Below are 18,261 nucleotides of genomic sequence, written 5' to 3'. Positions count from 1 at the left end.
CGGCCGGCGCCGGGTTAGTTTGAATCGCCTCACCGCGGTCGACAGCTTCCCGGGTAATGGTCCGGATAGATGTGCCGTGATTCTGACGGGTGTAGACGTGAACGCCGCCGGTCATCTGACGCACCCGTTTGCGATTGGCCGCAACCGCCGCCGGGTCGTCGCCCACCCCATGGCTGAGGTTCAAGCCGTCGAAGGGCGGCCGGCTCTCTCCTCCCAGCCGGCTGACGACGGCATGCACCAGTCCCGGGATCTGCGCAAGCGCCGAAAATTGAAACAGATAGTTTTGATTACTTTTTAGTATATACAGTTGGTTGCCTTATTATTGAAAAATCATTGCCAATCCAGCTAAGTCGTTGCAATTCTCATTAAATTGATGATTTTGATTCAAGATCGAAGCCAGATCGGGTTTCAAACCGCAGGCATACCGCCGTAGGTCGAGGATTTGGAACGCGGTTCCAACGCAGATATGGGCTCACAAGACCCATTTAAAAAGAATTCTGCTGCGCCCTGGCCAACGTCAACACATCCACCCGCCTGGCCCCATCCCGCATCAGCGCATCCGCGCAGGCGTCCACTGTTGCTCCCGTGGTCAACACATCATCCACCAGCAGTACCCGCTTGCCTGCGCTTTGACCGCGACGGTTCACGGAAAAGGCGTTCCGGATGTTTTTCCGCCGCTGCCGCCGGTCCATGCCGGTCTGCGGGGCCGTGGCCCGGGTGCGCACCAGCAGGTCACGGATGACGGCCGTTTCTTGGGGTAGCGCCCATCGTCTCACCAGCAGATAGGCCTGGTTGAATCCCCGCTGACGGAATCGTTGCCGGTGAAGGGGAACCGGCGCCACCACATCGATCTCGCCGGTCGTCCAATAGCGCCGGTAGGTATCCAGCAGCAGTCTTCCCAGGGGCCTGGCCAGGACCACCTGGTCCTTGAACTTGAATGCATGGATCGCCGCTTTAAGGGTGCTGTCATAGATACCGGCGGCGCGGGCCCGGTTGAAGGCACCGGGTCGGTCCAGGCATCGGCCGCAAAGGTGATCCTCCCCCTCACGGCTCTTGAACGTCATCCCGCACCGCGAACACAATGGGGATGCCACCGCCGTCCACCGGTCTCGGCAGGACGGGCAGCAGTGAGGAGCCATTGCCGCGGAGAAAGCGTCAGGATGGGCCGTTTGCGGCGTTGGGGTGTCATGTTGAAAAAGACGGTTGCACCCCAGGCACACGGCCGGAAAAAGGGCGTCACCCATGCCGTGCAACAGCCGCCCGAGCACCCCCGGCAGCCTCAATCGGTGAAGCATGCCGACGTCCTATTTCATCTGGGCGACGATAGCCGCGGCAAACTCGGAGCATTTGACCTCCTGGGCGCCTTCGATCTGCCGCGCCAGATCATAGGTCACCCGGCGATCCTTGATGGCCGCCTGAACGGCATCGCGAACGGCAGTCCCCGCCTCCTTCCACCCCATGTAATCGAGCATCATGGCGCCGGACAGGATCAGAGAACCGGGATTCACCTTATCCAGGCCGGTGTATTTCGGGGCGGTGCCGTGGGTGGCTTCGAAAACGGCGCAGGTGTCGCCGATATTGGCGCCAGGCGCCATTCCCAGACCGCCCACCTGGGCGGCCAGGGCATCGGATAGATAGTCGCCGTTAAGGTTGGGGGTGGCGATGACGCCGTATTCATCGGGTCGCAGAAGCACCTGCTGGAAGAGCATGTCCGCAATGCGATCCTTAACCACCACCTTTCCTGTGGGTGCCCTGCCATCGTGCTTGTCATAGAGTTCCGCCTCGGTGATCGTCCGGTCGGCAAACCGCTCCCTGGCCACCTGGTAGCCCCACTGGGCAAAGGCGCCTTCGGTGAACTTCATGATATTGCCCTTGTGCATGAGCGTGACGCTGGAAAAACCGTTCTCCAGGGCGTGAACAATGGCGCTGGCCACCAGACGCTTGGTGTTGGCCGGGCTGATGGGCTTGATGCCGATGCCGGAGGCGGGCGGCAGGTCGACCCCCATTTTCGTTTTGAAAAAGTCAGCCACCGTGTTGGCCTCATCGCTTCCTGAGGCCCACTCGATGCCTGCGTAAAGATCCTCGGTGTTTTCCCGGAACACCACCATGTTGATTTTTTCGGGGTGTTTCATGGGGCTGGGAACCGTTTCGATATAACGCACCGGGCGAACGCAGGCATACAGGTCCAGCTTCTGCCGGATGGCCACATTCAGGCTCCGTATCCCCTTGCCGATGGGTGTGGTCAACGGCCCTTTGATGGCCACCACGTTGGCCTCGATGGCGTCCAGGGCCTCCTGGGGCAGGTAGTTGCCGGTTTTCTCGTAGCCCTTTTCACCGACGGGCAGTTCCACCCAGGATATACGTCTGTTTCCGTTGTAGGTCCGTTCAACCGCTGCGTCGATAACCAACCGGGTCGCCCGCCAGATATCGGGCCCGATACCGTCGCCTTCGATGAAGGGAATGATCGGATGATCCGGAACGTTCAGACTGCCGTCGCTGTTTTTTTTGATCTTTTCTGCATCTGCCATGAGGCGCTCCTCCCGGGTCAAGACCCAATGATAAATTCTTAATTTCTAATTTTGAATGATGGGTTTTTTACCGTTTGAATAAAGGGCCCAAACCACCATTCAGAATTAATCATTCATCATTTAAAATTTAATTGTCACCGCGCCGGCTGACGCTGCCGGAAGGCTTCGTAGAGCACAACGGCCGCGGCAGCCGATGCATTGAGCGAATCCACGCGCCCCCGCAGCGGGATCGAGACCAGGAAATCACAATGCTGCCGGACCAGTGGGCGCAGGCCCTTTTCCTCTCCTCCCACCACGAGGGCCAGGGGGCCGTTCAGGTTTGCCTGAAAAACGGTCTGGTCCGCCTGCATGGAAAGGCCGGCCACCCAGACGCCCTCTTTTTTCAGCCATTGAATGGTCGCGGCCAGGTTAGTCACCCGGCAGAGCCGGGTGTGCTCAAGGGCCCCGGCTGAAGCCTTGGACACCGCCGGTGTCGCCCCGACGGCACGATCTTTGGGAATAACCAGTGCATCGGCGCCCACGCAGTGCGCCGTGCGGACAATGGCGCCCAGGTTGTTCGGGTCCACGATACTGTCCAGCAGGACCAGCAGGCAGGCATTATCCGTTTGACCGGATCGGGAAACGATCGATTCAATGGAATCGGCGGGCAGCGGCGCCACGGCGGCGGCCAAGCCCTGGTGCTGGTCGCTGCCGCAGGCCGCGCGAACCTGCTCAGGCGTCAGTGTCTGACAGGAAACCCCCCGTTTCTCGGCCAGCTCGACGACCCGCGTCTGGCGTTCGGAAAGGGTCGTCCGGTCTACCATCAATGTATACATGGTCCGCCGTCCGGCGGTCAATGCCTCCATCACCGGGTGAAAACCGTAAAGTACCTCCCGGCTGTCCGGCGCAGGCCTTCGCTTTTTGGTCATTGCGGCCATGTCAGGCGTTCCCGCCTTTTAAGAGAGACACAAACCGGGTGACCGCCGCGTCCAGATCGTCATTGACGATCACGTGCCGGTACATCCCCCGGCAGGCGATTTCGGTCTCGGCGTTCTTCATGCGCTTGTCTATCACCGCGCCGCTGTCCAGCCCTCTGGCGGTGATCCGCCGGCGAAGGATCTCCATGGACGGGGCCATGATGAAAATGGTGACCGCATCCGGGTAGCGCCTTAAAATCTGCGCGGCGCCCTGGACGTCGATATCCATGAGGACATCCCGGCCGGCGGCCAGGTGATCCTCGATGAACCGGGCCGACGTGCCGTAGTAGTTGTCATGGACCCGGGCCCATTCCGCCCATTGCCCGGCGTCGATCCCCTCGCGGAACCGGGCTTCGGTGACGAAAAAATAGTCTCTTCCCTCCTGCTCCCCGTGGCGGGGTGCCCGCGTGGTCGAACTGACCGAATAGACCAGATCAGGCAGATGCCGGCGGGCCGCCTGACACAGGGTGGTTTTGCCGGCTCCCGATGGCGCGGAGACCACGAAGAGCCGTCCGCTGCGCCGTTGATCATCATGCTCGCCTGTCGACAGGTTGTTGGCCATCTGAGATCACTTTTCCGTTGTCAGGTCTTCAAACCGCTGGGAGATGGTTTCGAACTGGATCGCGGACAGTACGATATGGTTGCTGTCCATGATTATTATGGCCCGGGTGCGGCGCCCCTGGGTGGCGTCAACCAGATGCCTTTCATTACGGGCTTCATCTTTGAGCCGCTTCATGGGCGACGAACTGGGCGAAACAATGGAGACCACCCGTTCAGCCACGACCGTATTGCCGAAGCCGATGTTCAACAGTTTTTTTTCCATCCCCCTTCCCTTCTCAACCGTTTGCTACTCTACGTTCTGGATCTGCTCGCGCAGTTTCTCGAGCTCTGATTTCACCGCCACGATGATGTGGGACATGGTGGCCTTACCCGATTTCGCGCCCATGGTGTTAAACTCCCGGTTAAACTCCTGAAGCAGGAAATTCAGTGGCCGGCCAGCCGGCGTATCGTCTTCCATCAGTGACCGGAACTGCTGGATATGACTGTTGGCCCGCACGATCTCTTCGGAGATATCGCTCCGGTCGGCCAGCAGGGCCGCCTCCTGGGCTATGCGCGTCTGATCGATCTCCACCACACCGTGGGTCAGAGCCTCGACGCGTTCCATCAGCCGCTGCCGGACCATCTCCGGTAGCTGGGCAGCCTGGTCGCCGATCTCCTCCAGCATGGCCTCGATGGCCTCCAGGCGCTGCCGGAAATCCCGGGCCATATTGTCTCCTTCCACCCGTCGCATGGCATCCAGATCGGCCATAGCCATCCGCAGGCACGGTTCCAGCTGCGGCCACACGGCGTCCACGTCTTTTTCCACCTCAACCGCCTGGATCATGCCGCCTGCCGACAGGACCGCTTCGATGCCGGTCTGGCCGGCCAGGTCCAACGACCGGCTCAGTTGGGTCAATGCATCGTTGTAGGCCCGGGCCCGCGGCAGATTGACCTCGAAGGCGATGCCCGCCTCCGACTCGTCGTGGATCTGTACCCGGATATCCACCCGTCCGCGGGCCACGCTTTCGGCAATAATGCCTTTGATGCGCTCCTCAAGCGATTCGAAGCCGTGGGTGAGCTTCAAGGCCACATCCAGATGCCGGCTGTTGAACGAACGCACCTCCACACGAACGGTGTAGGCCGCGCTCTGGTTTTCCGCCCGGGCATAGGCGGTCATGCTTTTGATCATGGTTACTCCCCTTGCTTCAGATCCAGCATATATTTTTTCCGGACCAGGGTGAGAAAGTCGGTCAGTTGCTTGTCGGCATAGTCGGGGTAGGTCCACGGCAGCGTGCGAAAGGCCCCTTTCTGATAGATCAGCGTCAGGTCCGCATAAATGCCCTGGCCGATGTAGATGCGATGGGTAAAGTTCTTTCCGCTGGCCAGAACGAACCGCTCGGGCAGCAGATATCCCGGATCGATATTGACCCGTCGCTGCCCCTGCCGCTGGTGGGCCTGTTCCAGCGTGTTGGTCATCCGCTTGATCGAGGCCAGTTCGGTCTGCTCGACCAGGGTTTTGAAAACGATCAGCCGGCGACTCAGCGGTGCGCCCATCTCCTTTTCATAATAGGTCGTGAAATCGAAGTCGAGCCAGGCACTGATCATGTCAATAGGACCCAACCGATCCTGCAATTGTTCCGCGATGCCCGCAGCAAGGGCCTTGTCCTTGACGAAAAAGCCCACAATCAGTTTGGCCGGCGTTGGAGGCTGGGGCAGACTCATGGGTTAAGGGGTTTGGCCTCGTCGATCAGCATGATGGGAATGTCATCCCGGATTTCGTAAACCAGCCGGCACGCTTCGCAGATCAGACCGTCCTGGGTGTCGTTGAGGCGGATTTCCCCTTTGCACTGGGGACAGGCAAGGATGTCAAGCAGGTCCTGGTTGATGGCCATGGTTTACTCCTTCTTCTTTTTTGGTTCCGTTCGCGGACAGTTTGCGGGCGATCGCAGTGGTGCTGTGCCCCTTGAGGATATCCACCAGGCAGACCCGGCCGCCATAGGACTCGACGATCGATTTGCCGACCACGTCGTCGATCCGGTAATCCGCTCCCTTGACCAGGATATCCGGCTTGAGCTGGCCGATGAGGTCCAATGGGGTCTCTTCATCAAAAAAGACCACCATGTCCACGTCCTCGAGCGCGCTGAGAATGGCGGCCCGGTCGTTCCCCGGGAGGATGGGCCGCTGCTCCCCTTTGAGCCGTCTGATCGACGCGTCCGTGTTCAACCCCACGATCAGCCGGTCGCCCAGGTGCCGGGCCTGGTGAAGCAGGCTGACATGGCCGGGATGCAGCAGGTCGAAGCAACCGTTGGTAAAGACAATCCGCTGCTCCGCCAGCCGCCACCGGGATAGCCGCGCCGAGGCCTCCTCGACGTCGGCCACCTTCCACAGGGTCGACGCCGGCCGCTTTTCCATTTCAACCATCAGCGCGTCCTCCAGTTCGGACCAGCGGACCGCCCACGTGCCCAGTTTTCCCACGACAATGCCGGCAGCCGCGTTGGCCACGCCAGCCGCGTCGGCAAAGCGCATACCGGTGGCCACGCAGGCCGCCAGGGTGGCGATAACCGTGTCCCCGGCGCCGGATACGTCGAACACCTCTCTGGCCCGGGCGGCAATCATTACCGGAGAGGCATCATCACCGAACAGGGCCATCCCCTTGGGTCCCCGGGTGACCAGCAGCCAGTCCAGGCCCAACCGCCGTCGAAGATCCCGGGCAACGGGGATTAAATCGCTCTCTCCCCTGACCTCGGTGCCGGCGGCCAGTTCCAGTTCCGCGGTGTTGGGGGTGACGCAGGTGGCCCCGGCATAGCGATTCCAGTCCCTGCCCTTGGGATCGATGAAAACGGGGACTGCCATCCTCCGGCACGACCGGATGATCGCCTGGATGAATTCGATGGAGCCAAACATGCCCTTGCCGTAGTCGGACAAAATGAGCGCATCCACGTCAGGCAGCATCGCTTCGACCGCCTCGAGGACGCGTTCTTGGGTCTGGGCTTTGATACCGCTGCCGTCCTCTTCGTCCAGCCGCACCACCTGCTGCTTGCCGGCCATGATCCGCGTCTTGGTGGTGGTGGGGCGACCGGCATCAGCCAGGCAACGATCCTGGATGTTGGCGGCGGCCAGCAGGTCTTTAAGCTGAACCGATGCCGCATCCTCTCCGATCAGTCCGATGACGGCAGCCGTGCAGCCCAGACCGGAAAGGTTGGCGGCGACGTTCCCCGCACCGCCCAGTCGAAAAGTTTTCTCACCGACGTTCACCTTGACCACCGGCACCGGCGCTTCGGGGGAAATGCGGCGCACATCTCCCCAATAGTAGCAGTCCAGCATCAGATCGCCGACGACGAGGACCGTGGCGCGGGCCAGTTGACCGCCCAAATGGCTGTAGGAGGAAGCGGCGCTCACCCCTGATCTCCGTGGAGACGGGGCAGGCCGCTTTCCACCTGCCAGGCCCAGTAGTGCAGAATAAAGATATGCGTCTCCTGGATGCGGGCCGTGGTGGCGCTCTCCACTACGATCGCCTGGTCCACCATGCCCTTCAGGGACCCGCCGTCCTTTCCCAGCAGCCCTATGGTCTGCAGGCCCAGGGCTCTGCCCCGCTTAACGGCCCGGATCACGTTTTCCGACCCACCGGAGGTGGAAATGCCCAACAGGACATCACCCTGCCGGCCGAGTCCGTCCACCTGGCGGGCAAACACTTCATCGTAACCGTAGTCATTTCCCACGGCGGTGAGAATAGATGTGTCCGTGGACAGGGCCATGGCAGGGTAGGCGCGCCGTTCTTTCTCGAACCGGCCCACGATCTCGGCGGCAAAGTGCTGGGCGTCGCTGGCGCTTCCGCCGTTGCCGCAGATCATTATCTTACCTCCGTCGAGCAGACACTGTAAAAGCGTTTGGCCCGCCCGCTCCAGGGCCGGTTGGATGGTTTTCAGTTGTTGCAGGCACTTAACGTGTGCCTCGATCATGGCATTCAACATGGAATCGACAACCTCCTATGTCCCGAAAATAACATACACGGGATCGATTTGCAGCATTTTTCCGTGGCCCCCTATCAGGCCCCGGTTCCCGCGTATTCATAAACCGACGCGGCAAGCAGGGGAATCATGATTTCGTGGTGGCCGGTAATCGCATAACCGCGGCCGCCGGCAAGCACCGGCCGCCGGACCACATTCACACCGGGGCGGTAGTGCTGAATCATGTCAAAATTGGCCGTGGTGAAATCCTTGACCGGATAGCCCAGGTTGCGGGCCACGGCCAGGGCCTTTAAAAAAACCTCCGGCATAATGACCGCGCTGCCGAGGTTGACCACCACGCCACCGCCACCCAGTTTGGACACGGTCGCTGCAAAAATGCGGAAATCCTTCAACGAGGCCTCGCCGATGGCGGCACCGCTGGCCGACGGGTGCTGGTGGACGATGTCGGTGCCCAGGGCCACGTGAAGGGTATAGGGAATGGCCAACCGATGGGCGCTGGCAATCAGGGCGCGCTGGACGTGCGGCGGGTTCTCCTCGAGCAGCAGGGCCCCCACCGCCTCACCAAACCCCTCCTGGCCACCGGCCGCCCGTTTGGCCGCCTGGTTGACCAGAAAGGCCGTATCCGACGCCATGCCGAAGGAGCCGTCCGCCAGTTGCGTGGCCACATCCTCCGAGGTGTGGCCCAACCGCGCCAACTCCGTGTCGTGAATGGCCGCCGCGCCATTGGACGCCAGGTGGGTGATGAAGCCGTCGGCCGCCAGACCGGCGAGCACCGGTGCGCAGCCGGTCTTGATGACGTGGCCACCGAACATGACCAACACCGGTTTTCCCAGGCGCCGGGCATCAACGACGGCCCGGGCGAGCGCCTTGAGTTCATCCGCTTTCAGCACCGCGGGCAGACTCTCCAAAAACGCTGCCATGCGCATGCCGCGCCTCAAGGGGCGGCCTTCGAGCGCCGTGGTTACCTTCGAGGCCCGCTCCGCGGCCGGATAGCTCTTGATTGCAGAAAGGTCGATCTCCTGGTAGGGCATGATTGTGTTTCCAAAGCTGAAAGGTGAACGCTCATGATGCGAAGAAGAAAGCTGGACACTCAGGACAAAGGATAAGCATTAACGTTTATTGCGATCATCAAAACTTTTGTTATTGCAATAATTGCCGCTGAAATTACAGATCCTTTAGCTTGAGCTGCATTGATCTCCAGCTCGTTCGATTGAAACTTTTATATAATGCCCGCCATGGATTGGCAATGGCTATCCGGCAAAGCCGGTTCCTGTTATCTGCCACGCCGGGCATCGACGAATCTGCTTTCAACCGCATCGTTTACAAAAGAGCGCCCATGCGTTAAATACCGGGCACAGTGAATTGACGCATGGCAAATAATCACAGCCCAAAAAGGGAAACCAAGGTGAAACACTTCTTTACCATAAAATTGAGGGACCGGCATCGACGGATCTTGTCCCTGATCAGGAAGAACAAGGCACGCCTGGTTTTCGCGGCCGGGTCCAGTCTGATGATATCGGGCGCCACCACCGCGATGGGATACATGATCAAGCCGGTGATCGACGATATTTTCGTCAACAAGGATACCACCGGCCTGCTGGTCTTGCCCCTTTTGGTGATTGCCGTCTTTCTGGTCAACGGCCTGGGTCGATACGGCCAGGAATACTTCATGAACTACGTTGGCGAAGACATCATCCGCCGGCTGCGCAACCAGCTTTACGACCGGATTCAGGACCTGCCGCTGGCCTTTTTCCAAAAGGAGCGCACCGGCACCCTCATGTCGCGCATCACCAATGATGTCAATATTCTCAAAGCCATGGTGTCCACGGCCGTCACCGGCTCCCTGCGTGACGTCGCGACCATCGTCGGCCTGACGGCAGTGATCTTCTATCAGAACTGGCGCATGGCGATCCTGGCTTTTTTTATCCTGCCGGTGGCCTTCTGGCCGATCTTCATCCTTGGTCGAAAAGTAAGGCGGGTGAGCACCGGTTGCCAGCAGGCCATGGCCGAACTGAGCGCCTTTCTGCACGAAACCTTCGCCGGCAACAAGATCGTCAAGGCCTTCGGTATGGAGCAGCACGAAAAGCAGCGCTTCTTCGACCAGACCCGTCAGATCTTCGGCCTGGAGATCAAAGGGGTCAAGGTACGCGCGCTTTCTTCACCCATCATGGAGTTCTTCGGTGGTCTGGGCATCGCCTTCGTCATCTGGTACGGCGGATCGGAGGTGATCGCCGGCAAAACGACACCGGGGACCTTCATGAGCTTTCTGGCATGTGTCCTGCTCCTGTACGATCCGGTCAGGAAGCTGAGCCACCTCAACAACACCATCCAACAGGGATTGGCCGCCGCCGATCGGGTTTTCGATATCGTCGAAACCCCTTCCGATATCCGCGACCCGGCGTCTCCCGTCCCGATCATACCCGGTTCCCATGAAGTGCGGTTCGAAGATGTCCGTTTCAGCTACGGAGAAAAAGAGGTTCTCAAGGGCATCACCCTGAAGATAGACAAAGGAGAGGTGCTGGCTCTGGTGGGCATGAGCGGCGGCGGCAAAAGCACCATTGCCAACCTGATTCCCCGTTTCTTCGATGTCACCGGTGGTCATATCCGCATCGACGGCATCGACGTACGCGAGACTGCCGTGGCCGACCTTCGCCGGCAGATCGCCATCGTGACCCAGGAGCCGATCCTGTTCAATGAAACGGTTCGCGACAACATCGCCTATGGCAGACCCGATGCCACGGCTGAGCAGATCGTTGCCGTGGCGAAGGCGGCTTTTGCCCACGATTTCATCCTGCGTTTTCCCAATGGGTACGACACCATGATCGGCGAGTTGGGCGGAAGGCTTTCCGGGGGAGAAAAACAGCGCCTGTGCATCGCCAGGGCATTGATCAAGGACGCACCCATCCTGATTCTGGATGAAGCCACCTCAGCCCTTGACTCCGAGGCGGAAGCCGTCGTTCAAAAGGCGCTGGAAAATCTGATGCGCGGACGAACGACGGTGGTGATTGCGCATCGCCTCTCCACGGTTGCCAGCGCCGATCGAATCGCCGTTATTGTCGGTGGCCGTATCGTGGAAGAAGGCACCCATGAGTCGCTGTTGTCCCTCAATGGCGAGTACGACAAGCTCTATCGAATGCAATATGCAGCCAATGCGGGGCTCGTTGCTGGCAGGGGGAAGGAGAAAAGCTGATTCTCTTCCGGTCCACCGCAGAGGCACGCTCATGCGCTTTGGGAGAATACCCTCTCATAAAGATCGAGGGTCCGCTTTCCCATGGCATCGATGGTGTGGTTTTTCGCAACAAACTGAAACGCACGTTCTGCTCTTCTACCGGTCTCCTCCGGGTTATTCAGAGTCTCTGCAATGGCTGTTGCCAATACGGCTGCATTTTCCGGCTCGACGATCATCCCGGTAATTCCGTCTTCCACGACATCAGGCATCCCACCAACACGGGTACCGATCACCGGACATCCGGCATACATGGCCTGCAGCAACACCTGTGGGATTCCTTCGTTTTTGGTGCTGGCAAGAACGTTGAGGTCAAAGGCGCGGAAACAGGGCCAGGGATCATCCCTGAAGCCGGTAAAATGGATTTTATGTGTCAAACCATGACGTTCCCGCTGCACCTTGAGTGCGTTCATCTCGTCACCATCTCCGACAATTACCAGGTGATGGCAAGGGAATTGATCACTGATGGCGGCAAATCCATCCAGAAGAAAACGATGACCTTTCCAATCCCGCAACATGGCCACACTGCCGATAAACCGAACGTTTCGGTCCAGATCGAATTCCTCTTGAAGACGACCAATGGCATCTGTTCGCTCGATCAGCACCTCAGGCGGAGTAATGCCGCTGGCGACGGTGACCACTTTTGACGGATCCACGGCCAGGTCCCGTGAAATCTGGTCTGCAACACGCTGTGCGGTAGTGAACACGTAATGGCTCTGCGTTTGATACATCCATTTATTGTAGGCTGTGGGAGCCACTGGGTGGCTGTGGTGCCGGGAGCGGATCACACAGGGTATGCCCAAGCCGCGAGCGGCCATCAACCCCACTTTGGCATCCATATTGCCGTGTGTGTTTAACACGTCCGGAGCATTTTTTTTAAGCAGCCCCCTGAGGCGAAAGCAGTCAACCACGGCCGTCAGATTGGAAAAAGACATAGGGAATAGGTTCAGACCGGCTGACTGGGCCCTTGTGTAAATTTGCGATCTTCTGGGTGCCACCAGCATGGTCTGGTGGCCCTGTTGTTTCATCCAGAGGCACTCGCTGAGAACACGCAGTTCCTGCCCGCCCCAACTGCGGTGGCTTTCGGTGTGCATGATCGTAAGGATGGATTTCATCTCAATCACTAGTACAGTTGAAGTTCTCTGAGTTTGGCATATTTTAGAAAAGATCCACCCGCATTGAGGGTTGATATCATAAATCCATCGAAGCCTTCCAGCAGCCCCAATTCCAGGAAGTAGGTTCGGAAAAACATCCACACACCGTGAGAGGCCGGTGTCCACCAACGGACCCGGCAGCCCGCTTCGTTCATCTGCCGTGCGGCGAGCGTCGAATAATTTTGCATTTTATCGACCAAATCAGCGTATTTGCGAAAGCTTCGATGCTCAAGGACTAGGCCTATATCTTTAACCGTGCCGTTTGCCTCCCAATGCTCATGAACCCAGTGATCGCTGAAGCGGCCTCTTTTCGGGTTTACCAATCGCACCACCCGATCAGGCCACCACCCGCATCTGCGAATCCATCGCCCGTGGAAAAAGTTCTTCCTCAACAATCCATAAGCAGCTATATCCGGGTCCGGCGCGGTGAGCAACCGCATAATGCCTTCGGCAGTTTCTTCAGGGACACGTTCATCGGCATCCAGGATCAACACCCAATCATTTTTTGCCGAATCAACCGCATATTGCTTTTGCTTCGCAAACCCAGGCCACTCCCTTGAAAACGTTCGACATCCGTAGGATCGTGCAATGTCCAATGTCTTATCTCTGCTTCTCGAATCTACGACCACAATAACTTCGTCCGCGAAAGCAAGGCTTTGGAGGCACGCTTCAATTCGATCCGCTTCATTTGCGGCAATAATGGCAACAGACAGAAGGGCCTGCGTTCGATCAGTCATATGTATCACTCCGCAAAAAGGATTGTTGCACGCCGATGGCAAGGGATATGAGGAAAGCGGCGCCCACATCCAGTATCTGTGTATTAAAGAGCCCTGTGGTTATCATTACCAGGAAAACACAAAACACAAAATATCCTTCGACGGTCTTTCTCTGCCGCCAACCGTTGACAATCCCAACGACTAGGAACCATAAGAACACTGCCATCCCCACGACACCGAAACTCGCTGTCACATATAAAAAATTGTTGTGGGGATGAGCTATCAGCGGCACATTGGGATCGCTGTCTGAATTTTTCAGCGCTGTTTGATATCCCCCGGTGCCCACGCCAAGCAACGGATTTTTTCTTATAATCCTCAGGGCCCCGTTCCACATGTAGAATCGATCCTGCTGCGCAGAATATTTATTTCCCCATGCGGCTTCGTCGCCGGTGTAAAGATGATACTTCAATTGGCTGACGGTCTCGGCTACTCGATTTCGAACAATGGGGGAAAACATCATCAGGCACGGTACCAACAAACAGACGGCCATGGTTTTAATCAGCTTACTTTTTTTGAAGAATGTGTAGCCGATAAAAGGCACCAACAGCACCAGCGCGACATAGCTGGCCCGGCTCTGAAGGATCACGAAATGGAAAAAGTACAGCCCGATGAGCCCCACGAGGGCCATTTTGATCTTGACCCTTCGCTCCCGGTTCAGGAAAAAGGCGCTCATCATGATGCCGACGATGAGATATGCGGACAAGGTGCTGTAATCCGGCCCGAGACCTCGGTGTTGATTGTGTTGATCCGGCAATTGGAAGACCATCTGGGCAATGGCCGCAATGACGTTGATCCCTAACCCCAGCATGAACGCCTGAACCAATCGGGCGGCGCTGAAGCGGTGAAAGGGGATCGCCGCCACGGACAGCCCGAACAGCCAGTAATAGGTCTTTTCGGCATACTCCATACCGATGCCGGTGGTATCGTGCGTGTAGAGCATGCCAACCCAATACAACACAATAAGCGCGAACACAGGCCACCAGTATGTCGAGGTGTAGATGCGGCGCCGTTTCAGGGCAATGCCCGAAAACAGCCAGATGGCCGCGGTCAGGGCGCCGGCGATGGTCGACGGGGCGGTGCCCAGCGACAGGCAAAAAAAGGTCAGTGCCGCAGCTGAATACAGGGCTTTTTGGCCGGCAGCGGTGTCAGGATCTTTTAGCCAGTCCCTGAGGAGCGTAATAGTCATTGGATAGTCGCGCCTTTCTCAAGATTTCATCATTATGGGCCAGTTGATCACGGCTGTTTTCCGCATGCCACAGATGGAAGCAAATCGCCATGAAAGGATGCACGTTCCGCTTGAGACCGTAGTTGTAAAGCCGGGCCACCAGCTCGGAATCTTCTCGCCCCCAACCCACAAAGTCCTCATTGAAGCCATTGACGGCGAAAAGGTCCGATCTGAAAATACCCATGTTGCAGCTGCGCGTGCCTGAAAGCCCCGGTGAGGACAACAGCGGGTAGAGTGGGCAGCGCAGCAGGTGGTGCGCATTCTCGAGGCCTCCGGAAAGCATCAGCCTCAGCAGCCGTCGAGGGGAATTGGCGTGTGGCCAATCGAATGTACGGGCCGCCGTTTTCTCCACGAGCACCCGTTTACCCTGAAAGAAAGATCCTTTTCTCGCCAGCCGGACATGGTCCGCTACAAAATGATGGTTGGGGATGCAATCTCCATCCAATAGCACAAGGTAATCTCCGGTTGACCGCCTGATTGCGTCATTTCTGATTTTTGCCGCCCTGAAACCCCGATCTTCATGCCAGATGTGCGACAGCGGGTAGGTTGCGATCGTGCTGAGTTCTTTTATGGCCGTCGCTGTTTCCTGGTCCGAACCGTCGTCGGCGACGATGACCTCGTCGGCAGCGCGCGTCTGATGAGCCAACCCATTCAGCACCTTCACGAGTGCGGTGGGACGATTGTAAGTCGTGACGATGATTGAGACGTTCACGAAGGCACCGCATTGAGCCGGTCGGGGCTGTGGAGAATCCGTCCGACGGCGCCAGCCACCTGATCAACCGTAATATCCGTCATGCACCGGCATCGATGCACATCGCATTGGCGTTTGAAACAGGGGCTGCAGGGCGGCGCTGTCCGGATCACCTGGTGTCCATCGCCAAAAGGGCCCGTGCGCCAGGGGGCGGTCGGGCCGAACAGGGCCACAACCTTGGTACCGACCGCTGCAGCCAGGTGCATGGGTCCGGTATCGGTGGTCACCAGAAGCGCCGATCGCTGATAGAGTGCCGCCAGCATGTTCAGTGTCGTGCGTCCCGAAAGGTCGACGGACGGCGTCGTCATCCTCCGGCGGATGTCGCGGACCGCCGCCCGGTCGCCGGGCCCTCCCGTAAAGACCACATCGATCCCGTATTGAGCGGTCAGCCGGTCGGCCAGCATCGCGAAACGATCGTTCAGCCAGAGCTTGGTTTCCCACAAGGCCACGGGGTTGACGGCCACCAGCGGACGGGACCCGTCGATGCCCTCGCTTTCCAGCATGCTCCTGACCCGGCGGCAATCGTCAGCTGACACGGGAACATCGTAAACGACTGCTTTCGCCTCTATGCCGATGGCACCCAGCAGCATCAACCCCCGGGTCAGGGCATGCACCTCCATGTCCACGGGCGGTACGCGTTCGTTGAGCAACAGGTAGCTGTGCTCCTGGTGCTGCATGCCTTTGTCGAATCCGATCTTGCGCCGCCCCTTTGCCAGCCAGACCAGCAGGCCGCTTTTGAGCAGGGCCTGAAAGTCGATGATGATATCGTAGCGGGTGTCACGCAGTTCCCGCCAGAACCGGCGAATTTCAGACAGCGCTGTTGACCGTTGCGGCCCTTTGAGCTGATTGATCCAACGCTTGCGTCTGGATACGATCACACGGTTCAGGGCCCTGTGGCCAATAACCAGATCCGCGGCTGCCGCTTCCACCAACCAGGTGATGTGGGCATGCGGATAGTGCTCACGAAGGGCATTTAATGCAGGCAGCGTATGAATCACGTCGCCAATGGCGCTGAGCTTGACGATGAGGATATTCACAGCAGGTCCTCCATGGCCTCGAACACCATGTCCACGGAGACCCGTTTCATGCAGTTGTGGTGCCCCAGCGGGCAGACCGGCTGCAGGCAGGGGCTGCATTCGATGGGTACCCGCACCATCCGGCTGGATTGGCTGTATGGGCTGGTGGTTGATGAATCGGTGGGGCCGAAAATGGCCACCAGGGAGGTGTTCAGCGCCGCCGCCACATGCATGAGGCCCGAATCGTTGGTGACGAAGGCGTTACAGCGATCGATCAATGCCATGGCTTCGCCCAGGCTGGTCCGGCCGCTCAGGTCAATGGCCGGGACCGCCATCATCCGGGAAATGTCCCGTCCCAGCTCACGGTCCGACGGTCCGCCGAATATCAAAAGGGTGGCACCGAGACGCTTGCTCAGACGGTCCCCCAGGGCGGCGTACCGATCGGGAAACCACTGCTTGGCCGGACCGAAGGTAGCGCTGGGATTGAGTCCGACCACCCGGTGGTCAGCCGTGATGCCGTGCGCCGACAGGATCCGCCCCGCCCGTTGCCGGTCTTCGTCTCCCAGATGCAGCTCGAGCGTCCGGTCCCCGCCGGTCAGTCCGGCCCCTTCGATCATCTTGAGATAGTAGCCGGTCTGATGGATGGCCTTGATCGCCTTGGTGCAACGCACCGGATGGGTCAAGAGCAATCGCCGGGCGTCGGTGTCAAAGCCGATGCGATGGGAAATGCCGGCCATAAAAGCGATCAAAGCCGCCTCGACGGCATTTTGCAGCAGAATGGCCGCGTCGAACCGGTAGGTCCTCAGGTCCCTGGCCAGGCGGATGGGTCCGCCGATTCCGCTGTGCCGCCCGTTGGCATCGTAGATGATGATCTCGTCCACGTGCGGGCTGTGGGCAAACACCGGTGCCACCCAGGGTTTGGCCAGCATGCCGATATGGGCGCCGGGAAAGTTGTGCCGGATGGCGCGAACCGCCGGCGTGGTCATGATCGCATCACCGATCCAGTTGGTGGATCGGATGAGCAGCCGCTTGATCTTTTTTTTCTTTAACGGGGTCATGTTATGCGTTTACGCGATGAGCCAGAAGTCATGATCATTCCCTCGGCCACAGGCAGTAGGGTCTCTTTTTCCATCTTCGGTGGACCCAGAACCACTGCTCGGGGTGCCTGCGGACGCCTTTTTCGATTGCCTTGCTGTAATTGAGTGTGTTGCTTTCGACGTCGCTGGTTCTATCCCCGGTGGCCACGAGCGGAATCTCTTCACCGAACACGGCACGAAAACCGGTGGCCTCCCGATATAAAAAAACCGGCAGCACCGGGGCCCCGGTCTTCAGGGCAACCAGCGCCATGCCTTTGCTGGTGCACGTCCGGCGGCCAAAAAAGTCAACCCAGACCCCGTCGTACCAGTCCACGCTCTGGTCCATTAGAATAGCGACGACTTCCTTTTTCTTCAGCACCCTGACGATTTTCAGCATGGCGTGGCTGGTTGGGATCAGCCGGGCGCCAAAGCGGGACCTCAATTTATCAAAAAAAAGGTTCAGGGGCATGAAATCCAGCGGTCGGTAGAGAACGTTGATCGGCATGTTCACCCTGTCCGCGACGATGGACAACAGTTCCCAGTTGCCGATATGGGCGGTAATCGCCAGAACTCCCTTTCCCTTTGCGTAAGCGGCGCGGTAATTAGCCAGCCCATCGATGCGAAACCGGCTGTTCAACTCATCCGGGGACGCCTGCAAGGACCACCCCACCTCCAACAGGATTTGTCCCAGGTTATGGTAGATGGCCCTTGCCATTTGCCATCTCTGCCTGGCATCCAGTTCCGCGCCCATGGCAAACGCGAGATTGTTCAATGTGATCTGGCGGTGTCTCCGGTCTAGCAGGAAACCGGCGGCACCCAACAGATTGCCCAGTCTGCGGGCAACGGGTCGGGGGATCCGTCCCAGGGACCGCATCAGTCGCAGAATGACCCCATAGACCCGGTAATCGGTCGACGTCGGTTGTCTCTTTTTTTTCATTTTATATGGGCAGCATTGATTTGACGGCGTTGACGCCGTTACCGGCCGACAATACGCACCGGCCGATCCGGATCGCCGGGCATGGTTGGGGCGATTGTCTGCTACCGG

At 58.7% G+C, this 18,261-nt stretch carries 20 protein-coding genes; 1 reads left to right on the top strand and 19 read right to left on the bottom strand.

The features are described from left to right. The 12 genes from ACZCED_RS19105 to ACZCED_RS19050 all read right to left on the bottom strand — a co-directional run. Positions 1-238, bottom strand: a 238-nt coding sequence (locus tag ACZCED_RS19105) for a laccase domain-containing protein (RefSeq protein WP_464861450.1), incomplete at its 3' end; no start/stop codon positions are given. Between the two features lie 247 nt (positions 239-485). Further along, positions 486-1,295 (bottom strand): phosphoribosyltransferase family protein, encoded by an 810-nt coding sequence (locus ACZCED_RS19100; protein WP_464861449.1) that lies wholly within the window; start codon positions 1,293-1,295, stop codon positions 486-488. A gap of 9 nt (positions 1,296-1,304) precedes the next feature. Further along, positions 1,305-2,528 (bottom strand): isocitrate dehydrogenase (NADP(+)), encoded by a 1,224-nt coding sequence (gene icd, locus ACZCED_RS19095; protein ID WP_462968020.1) that lies wholly within the window; start codon positions 2,526-2,528, stop codon positions 1,305-1,307. A gap of 134 nt (positions 2,529-2,662) precedes the next feature. Beyond that, entirely contained in the window at positions 2,663-3,445 is a 783-nt protein-coding gene (gene rlmB / locus ACZCED_RS19090; protein WP_464861448.1) for a 23S rRNA (guanosine(2251)-2'-O)-methyltransferase RlmB, read from the bottom strand. Between the two features lies 1 nt (position 3,446). Next, positions 3,447-4,046, bottom strand: coding sequence for a guanylate kinase (gene gmk / locus ACZCED_RS19085; protein ID WP_462968022.1), 600 nt, complete (start codon positions 4,044-4,046; stop codon positions 3,447-3,449). Positions 4,047-4,052: 6 nt separating this feature from the next. Continuing rightward, positions 4,053-4,307, bottom strand: a complete 255-nt coding sequence (locus tag ACZCED_RS19080) for an extracellular matrix/biofilm biosynthesis regulator RemA family protein (protein ID WP_462968023.1) — start codon at positions 4,305-4,307, stop codon at positions 4,053-4,055. A gap of 24 nt (positions 4,308-4,331) precedes the next feature. After that, positions 4,332-5,213, bottom strand: coding sequence for a YicC/YloC family endoribonuclease (locus ACZCED_RS19075; protein ID WP_464861447.1), 882 nt, complete (start codon positions 5,211-5,213; stop codon positions 4,332-4,334). A gap of 2 nt (positions 5,214-5,215) precedes the next feature. Beyond that, complete coding sequence (locus tag ACZCED_RS19070) at positions 5,216-5,746, bottom strand: DUF4416 family protein (RefSeq protein ID WP_462968025.1); 531 nt, start codon at positions 5,744-5,746, stop codon at positions 5,216-5,218. Further along, a complete protein-coding gene (locus ACZCED_RS19065) occupies positions 5,743-5,916 on the bottom strand; it encodes a Trm112 family protein (RefSeq protein WP_462968026.1) in 174 nt (57 codons plus the stop codon). Before ACZCED_RS19065 ends, ACZCED_RS19070 begins: the two co-directional genes overlap by 4 nt. After that, complete coding sequence (gene hldE, locus ACZCED_RS19060; protein WP_464861446.1) at positions 5,891-7,423, bottom strand: bifunctional D-glycero-beta-D-manno-heptose-7-phosphate kinase/D-glycero-beta-D-manno-heptose 1-phosphate adenylyltransferase HldE; 1,533 nt, start codon at positions 7,421-7,423, stop codon at positions 5,891-5,893. The genes ACZCED_RS19065 and hldE overlap by 26 nt, the downstream gene beginning before the upstream one ends. Continuing rightward, entirely contained in the window at positions 7,420-7,995 is a 576-nt protein-coding gene (locus tag ACZCED_RS19055) for a D-sedoheptulose-7-phosphate isomerase (protein WP_462968506.1), read from the bottom strand. The genes hldE and ACZCED_RS19055 overlap by 4 nt, the downstream gene beginning before the upstream one ends. A gap of 74 nt (positions 7,996-8,069) precedes the next feature. Next, positions 8,070-9,023, bottom strand: coding sequence for a GSU2086 family protein (locus ACZCED_RS19050; protein WP_464861445.1), 954 nt, complete (start codon positions 9,021-9,023; stop codon positions 8,070-8,072). 374 nt (positions 9,024-9,397) lie between these two features. On the opposite strand from ACZCED_RS19050, the gene ACZCED_RS19045 reads away from it, so the two are divergent. Next, positions 9,398-11,182, top strand: coding sequence for an ABC transporter ATP-binding protein (locus ACZCED_RS19045; RefSeq protein ID WP_464861444.1), 1,785 nt, complete (start codon positions 9,398-9,400; stop codon positions 11,180-11,182). Between the two features lie 29 nt (positions 11,183-11,211). Here the strand turns inward: ACZCED_RS19045 and ACZCED_RS19040 are convergent, their stop codons facing one another. The 7 genes from ACZCED_RS19040 to ACZCED_RS19010 are packed head-to-tail and all read right to left on the bottom strand — an operon-like array spanning position 11,212 to position 18,153. Next, positions 11,212-12,312, bottom strand: coding sequence for a glycosyltransferase (locus ACZCED_RS19040; RefSeq protein WP_464861451.1), 1,101 nt, complete (start codon positions 12,310-12,312; stop codon positions 11,212-11,214). Between the two features lie 29 nt (positions 12,313-12,341). Further along, entirely contained in the window at positions 12,342-13,109 is a 768-nt protein-coding gene (locus ACZCED_RS19035; protein ID WP_464861443.1) for a glycosyltransferase family 2 protein, read from the bottom strand. Continuing rightward, positions 13,102-14,334, bottom strand: a complete 1,233-nt coding sequence (locus ACZCED_RS19030; RefSeq protein ID WP_464861442.1) for an O-antigen ligase family protein — start codon at positions 14,332-14,334, stop codon at positions 13,102-13,104. Before ACZCED_RS19030 ends, ACZCED_RS19035 begins: the two co-directional genes overlap by 8 nt. Continuing rightward, positions 14,294-15,085, bottom strand: coding sequence for a glycosyltransferase family 2 protein (locus ACZCED_RS19025; RefSeq protein WP_464861441.1), 792 nt, complete (start codon positions 15,083-15,085; stop codon positions 14,294-14,296). The genes ACZCED_RS19030 and ACZCED_RS19025 overlap by 41 nt, the downstream gene beginning before the upstream one ends. Then, entirely contained in the window at positions 15,082-16,161 is a 1,080-nt protein-coding gene (waaF, locus tag ACZCED_RS19020) for a lipopolysaccharide heptosyltransferase II (RefSeq protein ID WP_464861440.1), read from the bottom strand. The genes ACZCED_RS19025 and waaF (ACZCED_RS19020) overlap by 4 nt, the downstream gene beginning before the upstream one ends. After that, complete coding sequence (waaF, locus tag ACZCED_RS19015) at positions 16,158-17,198, bottom strand: lipopolysaccharide heptosyltransferase II (protein ID WP_462970367.1); 1,041 nt, start codon at positions 17,196-17,198, stop codon at positions 16,158-16,160. Before waaF (ACZCED_RS19015) ends, waaF (ACZCED_RS19020) begins: the two co-directional genes overlap by 4 nt. 34 nt (positions 17,199-17,232) lie before the next feature. Beyond that, entirely contained in the window at positions 17,233-18,153 is a 921-nt protein-coding gene (locus tag ACZCED_RS19010; protein ID WP_462970366.1) for a lysophospholipid acyltransferase family protein, read from the bottom strand. Between the last annotated feature and the right edge of the window lie 108 nt (positions 18,154-18,261).

The organism is Desulfosarcina sp. (assembly GCF_055467485.1).
The sequence above is the reverse complement of the archived record's forward strand: the minus strand, read 5'-3'. Positions and strand labels throughout refer to the sequence as shown.

What these genes read in the sequence shown, in the direction of transcription:
- ACZCED_RS19100 (WP_464861449.1), bottom strand. Translation starts at nt 1,295, where the DNA reads ATGCTTCACCGATTGAGGCTGCCGGGGGTGCTCGGGCGGCTGTTGCAC.
- icd (WP_462968020.1), bottom strand. Translation starts at nt 2,528, where the DNA reads ATGGCAGATGCAGAAAAGATCAAAAAAAACAGCGACGGCAGTCTGAAC.
- rlmB (WP_464861448.1), bottom strand. Translation starts at nt 3,445, where the DNA reads ATGGCCGCAATGACCAAAAAGCGAAGGCCTGCGCCGGACAGCCGGGAG.
- gmk (WP_462968022.1), bottom strand. Translation starts at nt 4,046, where the DNA reads ATGGCCAACAACCTGTCGACAGGCGAGCATGATGATCAACGGCGCAGC.
- ACZCED_RS19080 (WP_462968023.1), bottom strand. Translation starts at nt 4,307, where the DNA reads ATGGAAAAAAAACTGTTGAACATCGGCTTCGGCAATACGGTCGTGGCT.
- ACZCED_RS19075 (WP_464861447.1), bottom strand. Translation starts at nt 5,213, where the DNA reads ATGATCAAAAGCATGACCGCCTATGCCCGGGCGGAAAACCAGAGCGCG.
- ACZCED_RS19070 (WP_462968025.1), bottom strand. Translation starts at nt 5,746, where the DNA reads ATGAGTCTGCCCCAGCCTCCAACGCCGGCCAAACTGATTGTGGGCTTT.
- ACZCED_RS19065 (WP_462968026.1), bottom strand. Translation starts at nt 5,916, where the DNA reads ATGGCCATCAACCAGGACCTGCTTGACATCCTTGCCTGTCCCCAGTGC.
- ACZCED_RS19055 (WP_462968506.1), bottom strand. Translation starts at nt 7,995, where the DNA reads ATGTTGAATGCCATGATCGAGGCACACGTTAAGTGCCTGCAACAACTG.
- ACZCED_RS19050 (WP_464861445.1), bottom strand. Translation starts at nt 9,023, where the DNA reads ATGCCCTACCAGGAGATCGACCTTTCTGCAATCAAGAGCTATCCGGCC.
- ACZCED_RS19040 (WP_464861451.1), bottom strand. Translation starts at nt 12,312, where the DNA reads ATGCACACCGAAAGCCACCGCAGTTGGGGCGGGCAGGAACTGCGTGTT.
- ACZCED_RS19035 (WP_464861443.1), bottom strand. Translation starts at nt 13,109, where the DNA reads ATGACTGATCGAACGCAGGCCCTTCTGTCTGTTGCCATTATTGCCGCA.
- ACZCED_RS19030 (WP_464861442.1), bottom strand. Translation starts at nt 14,334, where the DNA reads ATGACTATTACGCTCCTCAGGGACTGGCTAAAAGATCCTGACACCGCT.
- waaF (WP_462970367.1), bottom strand. Translation starts at nt 17,198, where the DNA reads ATGACCCCGTTAAAGAAAAAAAAGATCAAGCGGCTGCTCATCCGATCC.
- ACZCED_RS19010 (WP_462970366.1), bottom strand. Translation starts at nt 18,153, where the DNA reads ATGAAAAAAAAGAGACAACCGACGTCGACCGATTACCGGGTCTATGGG.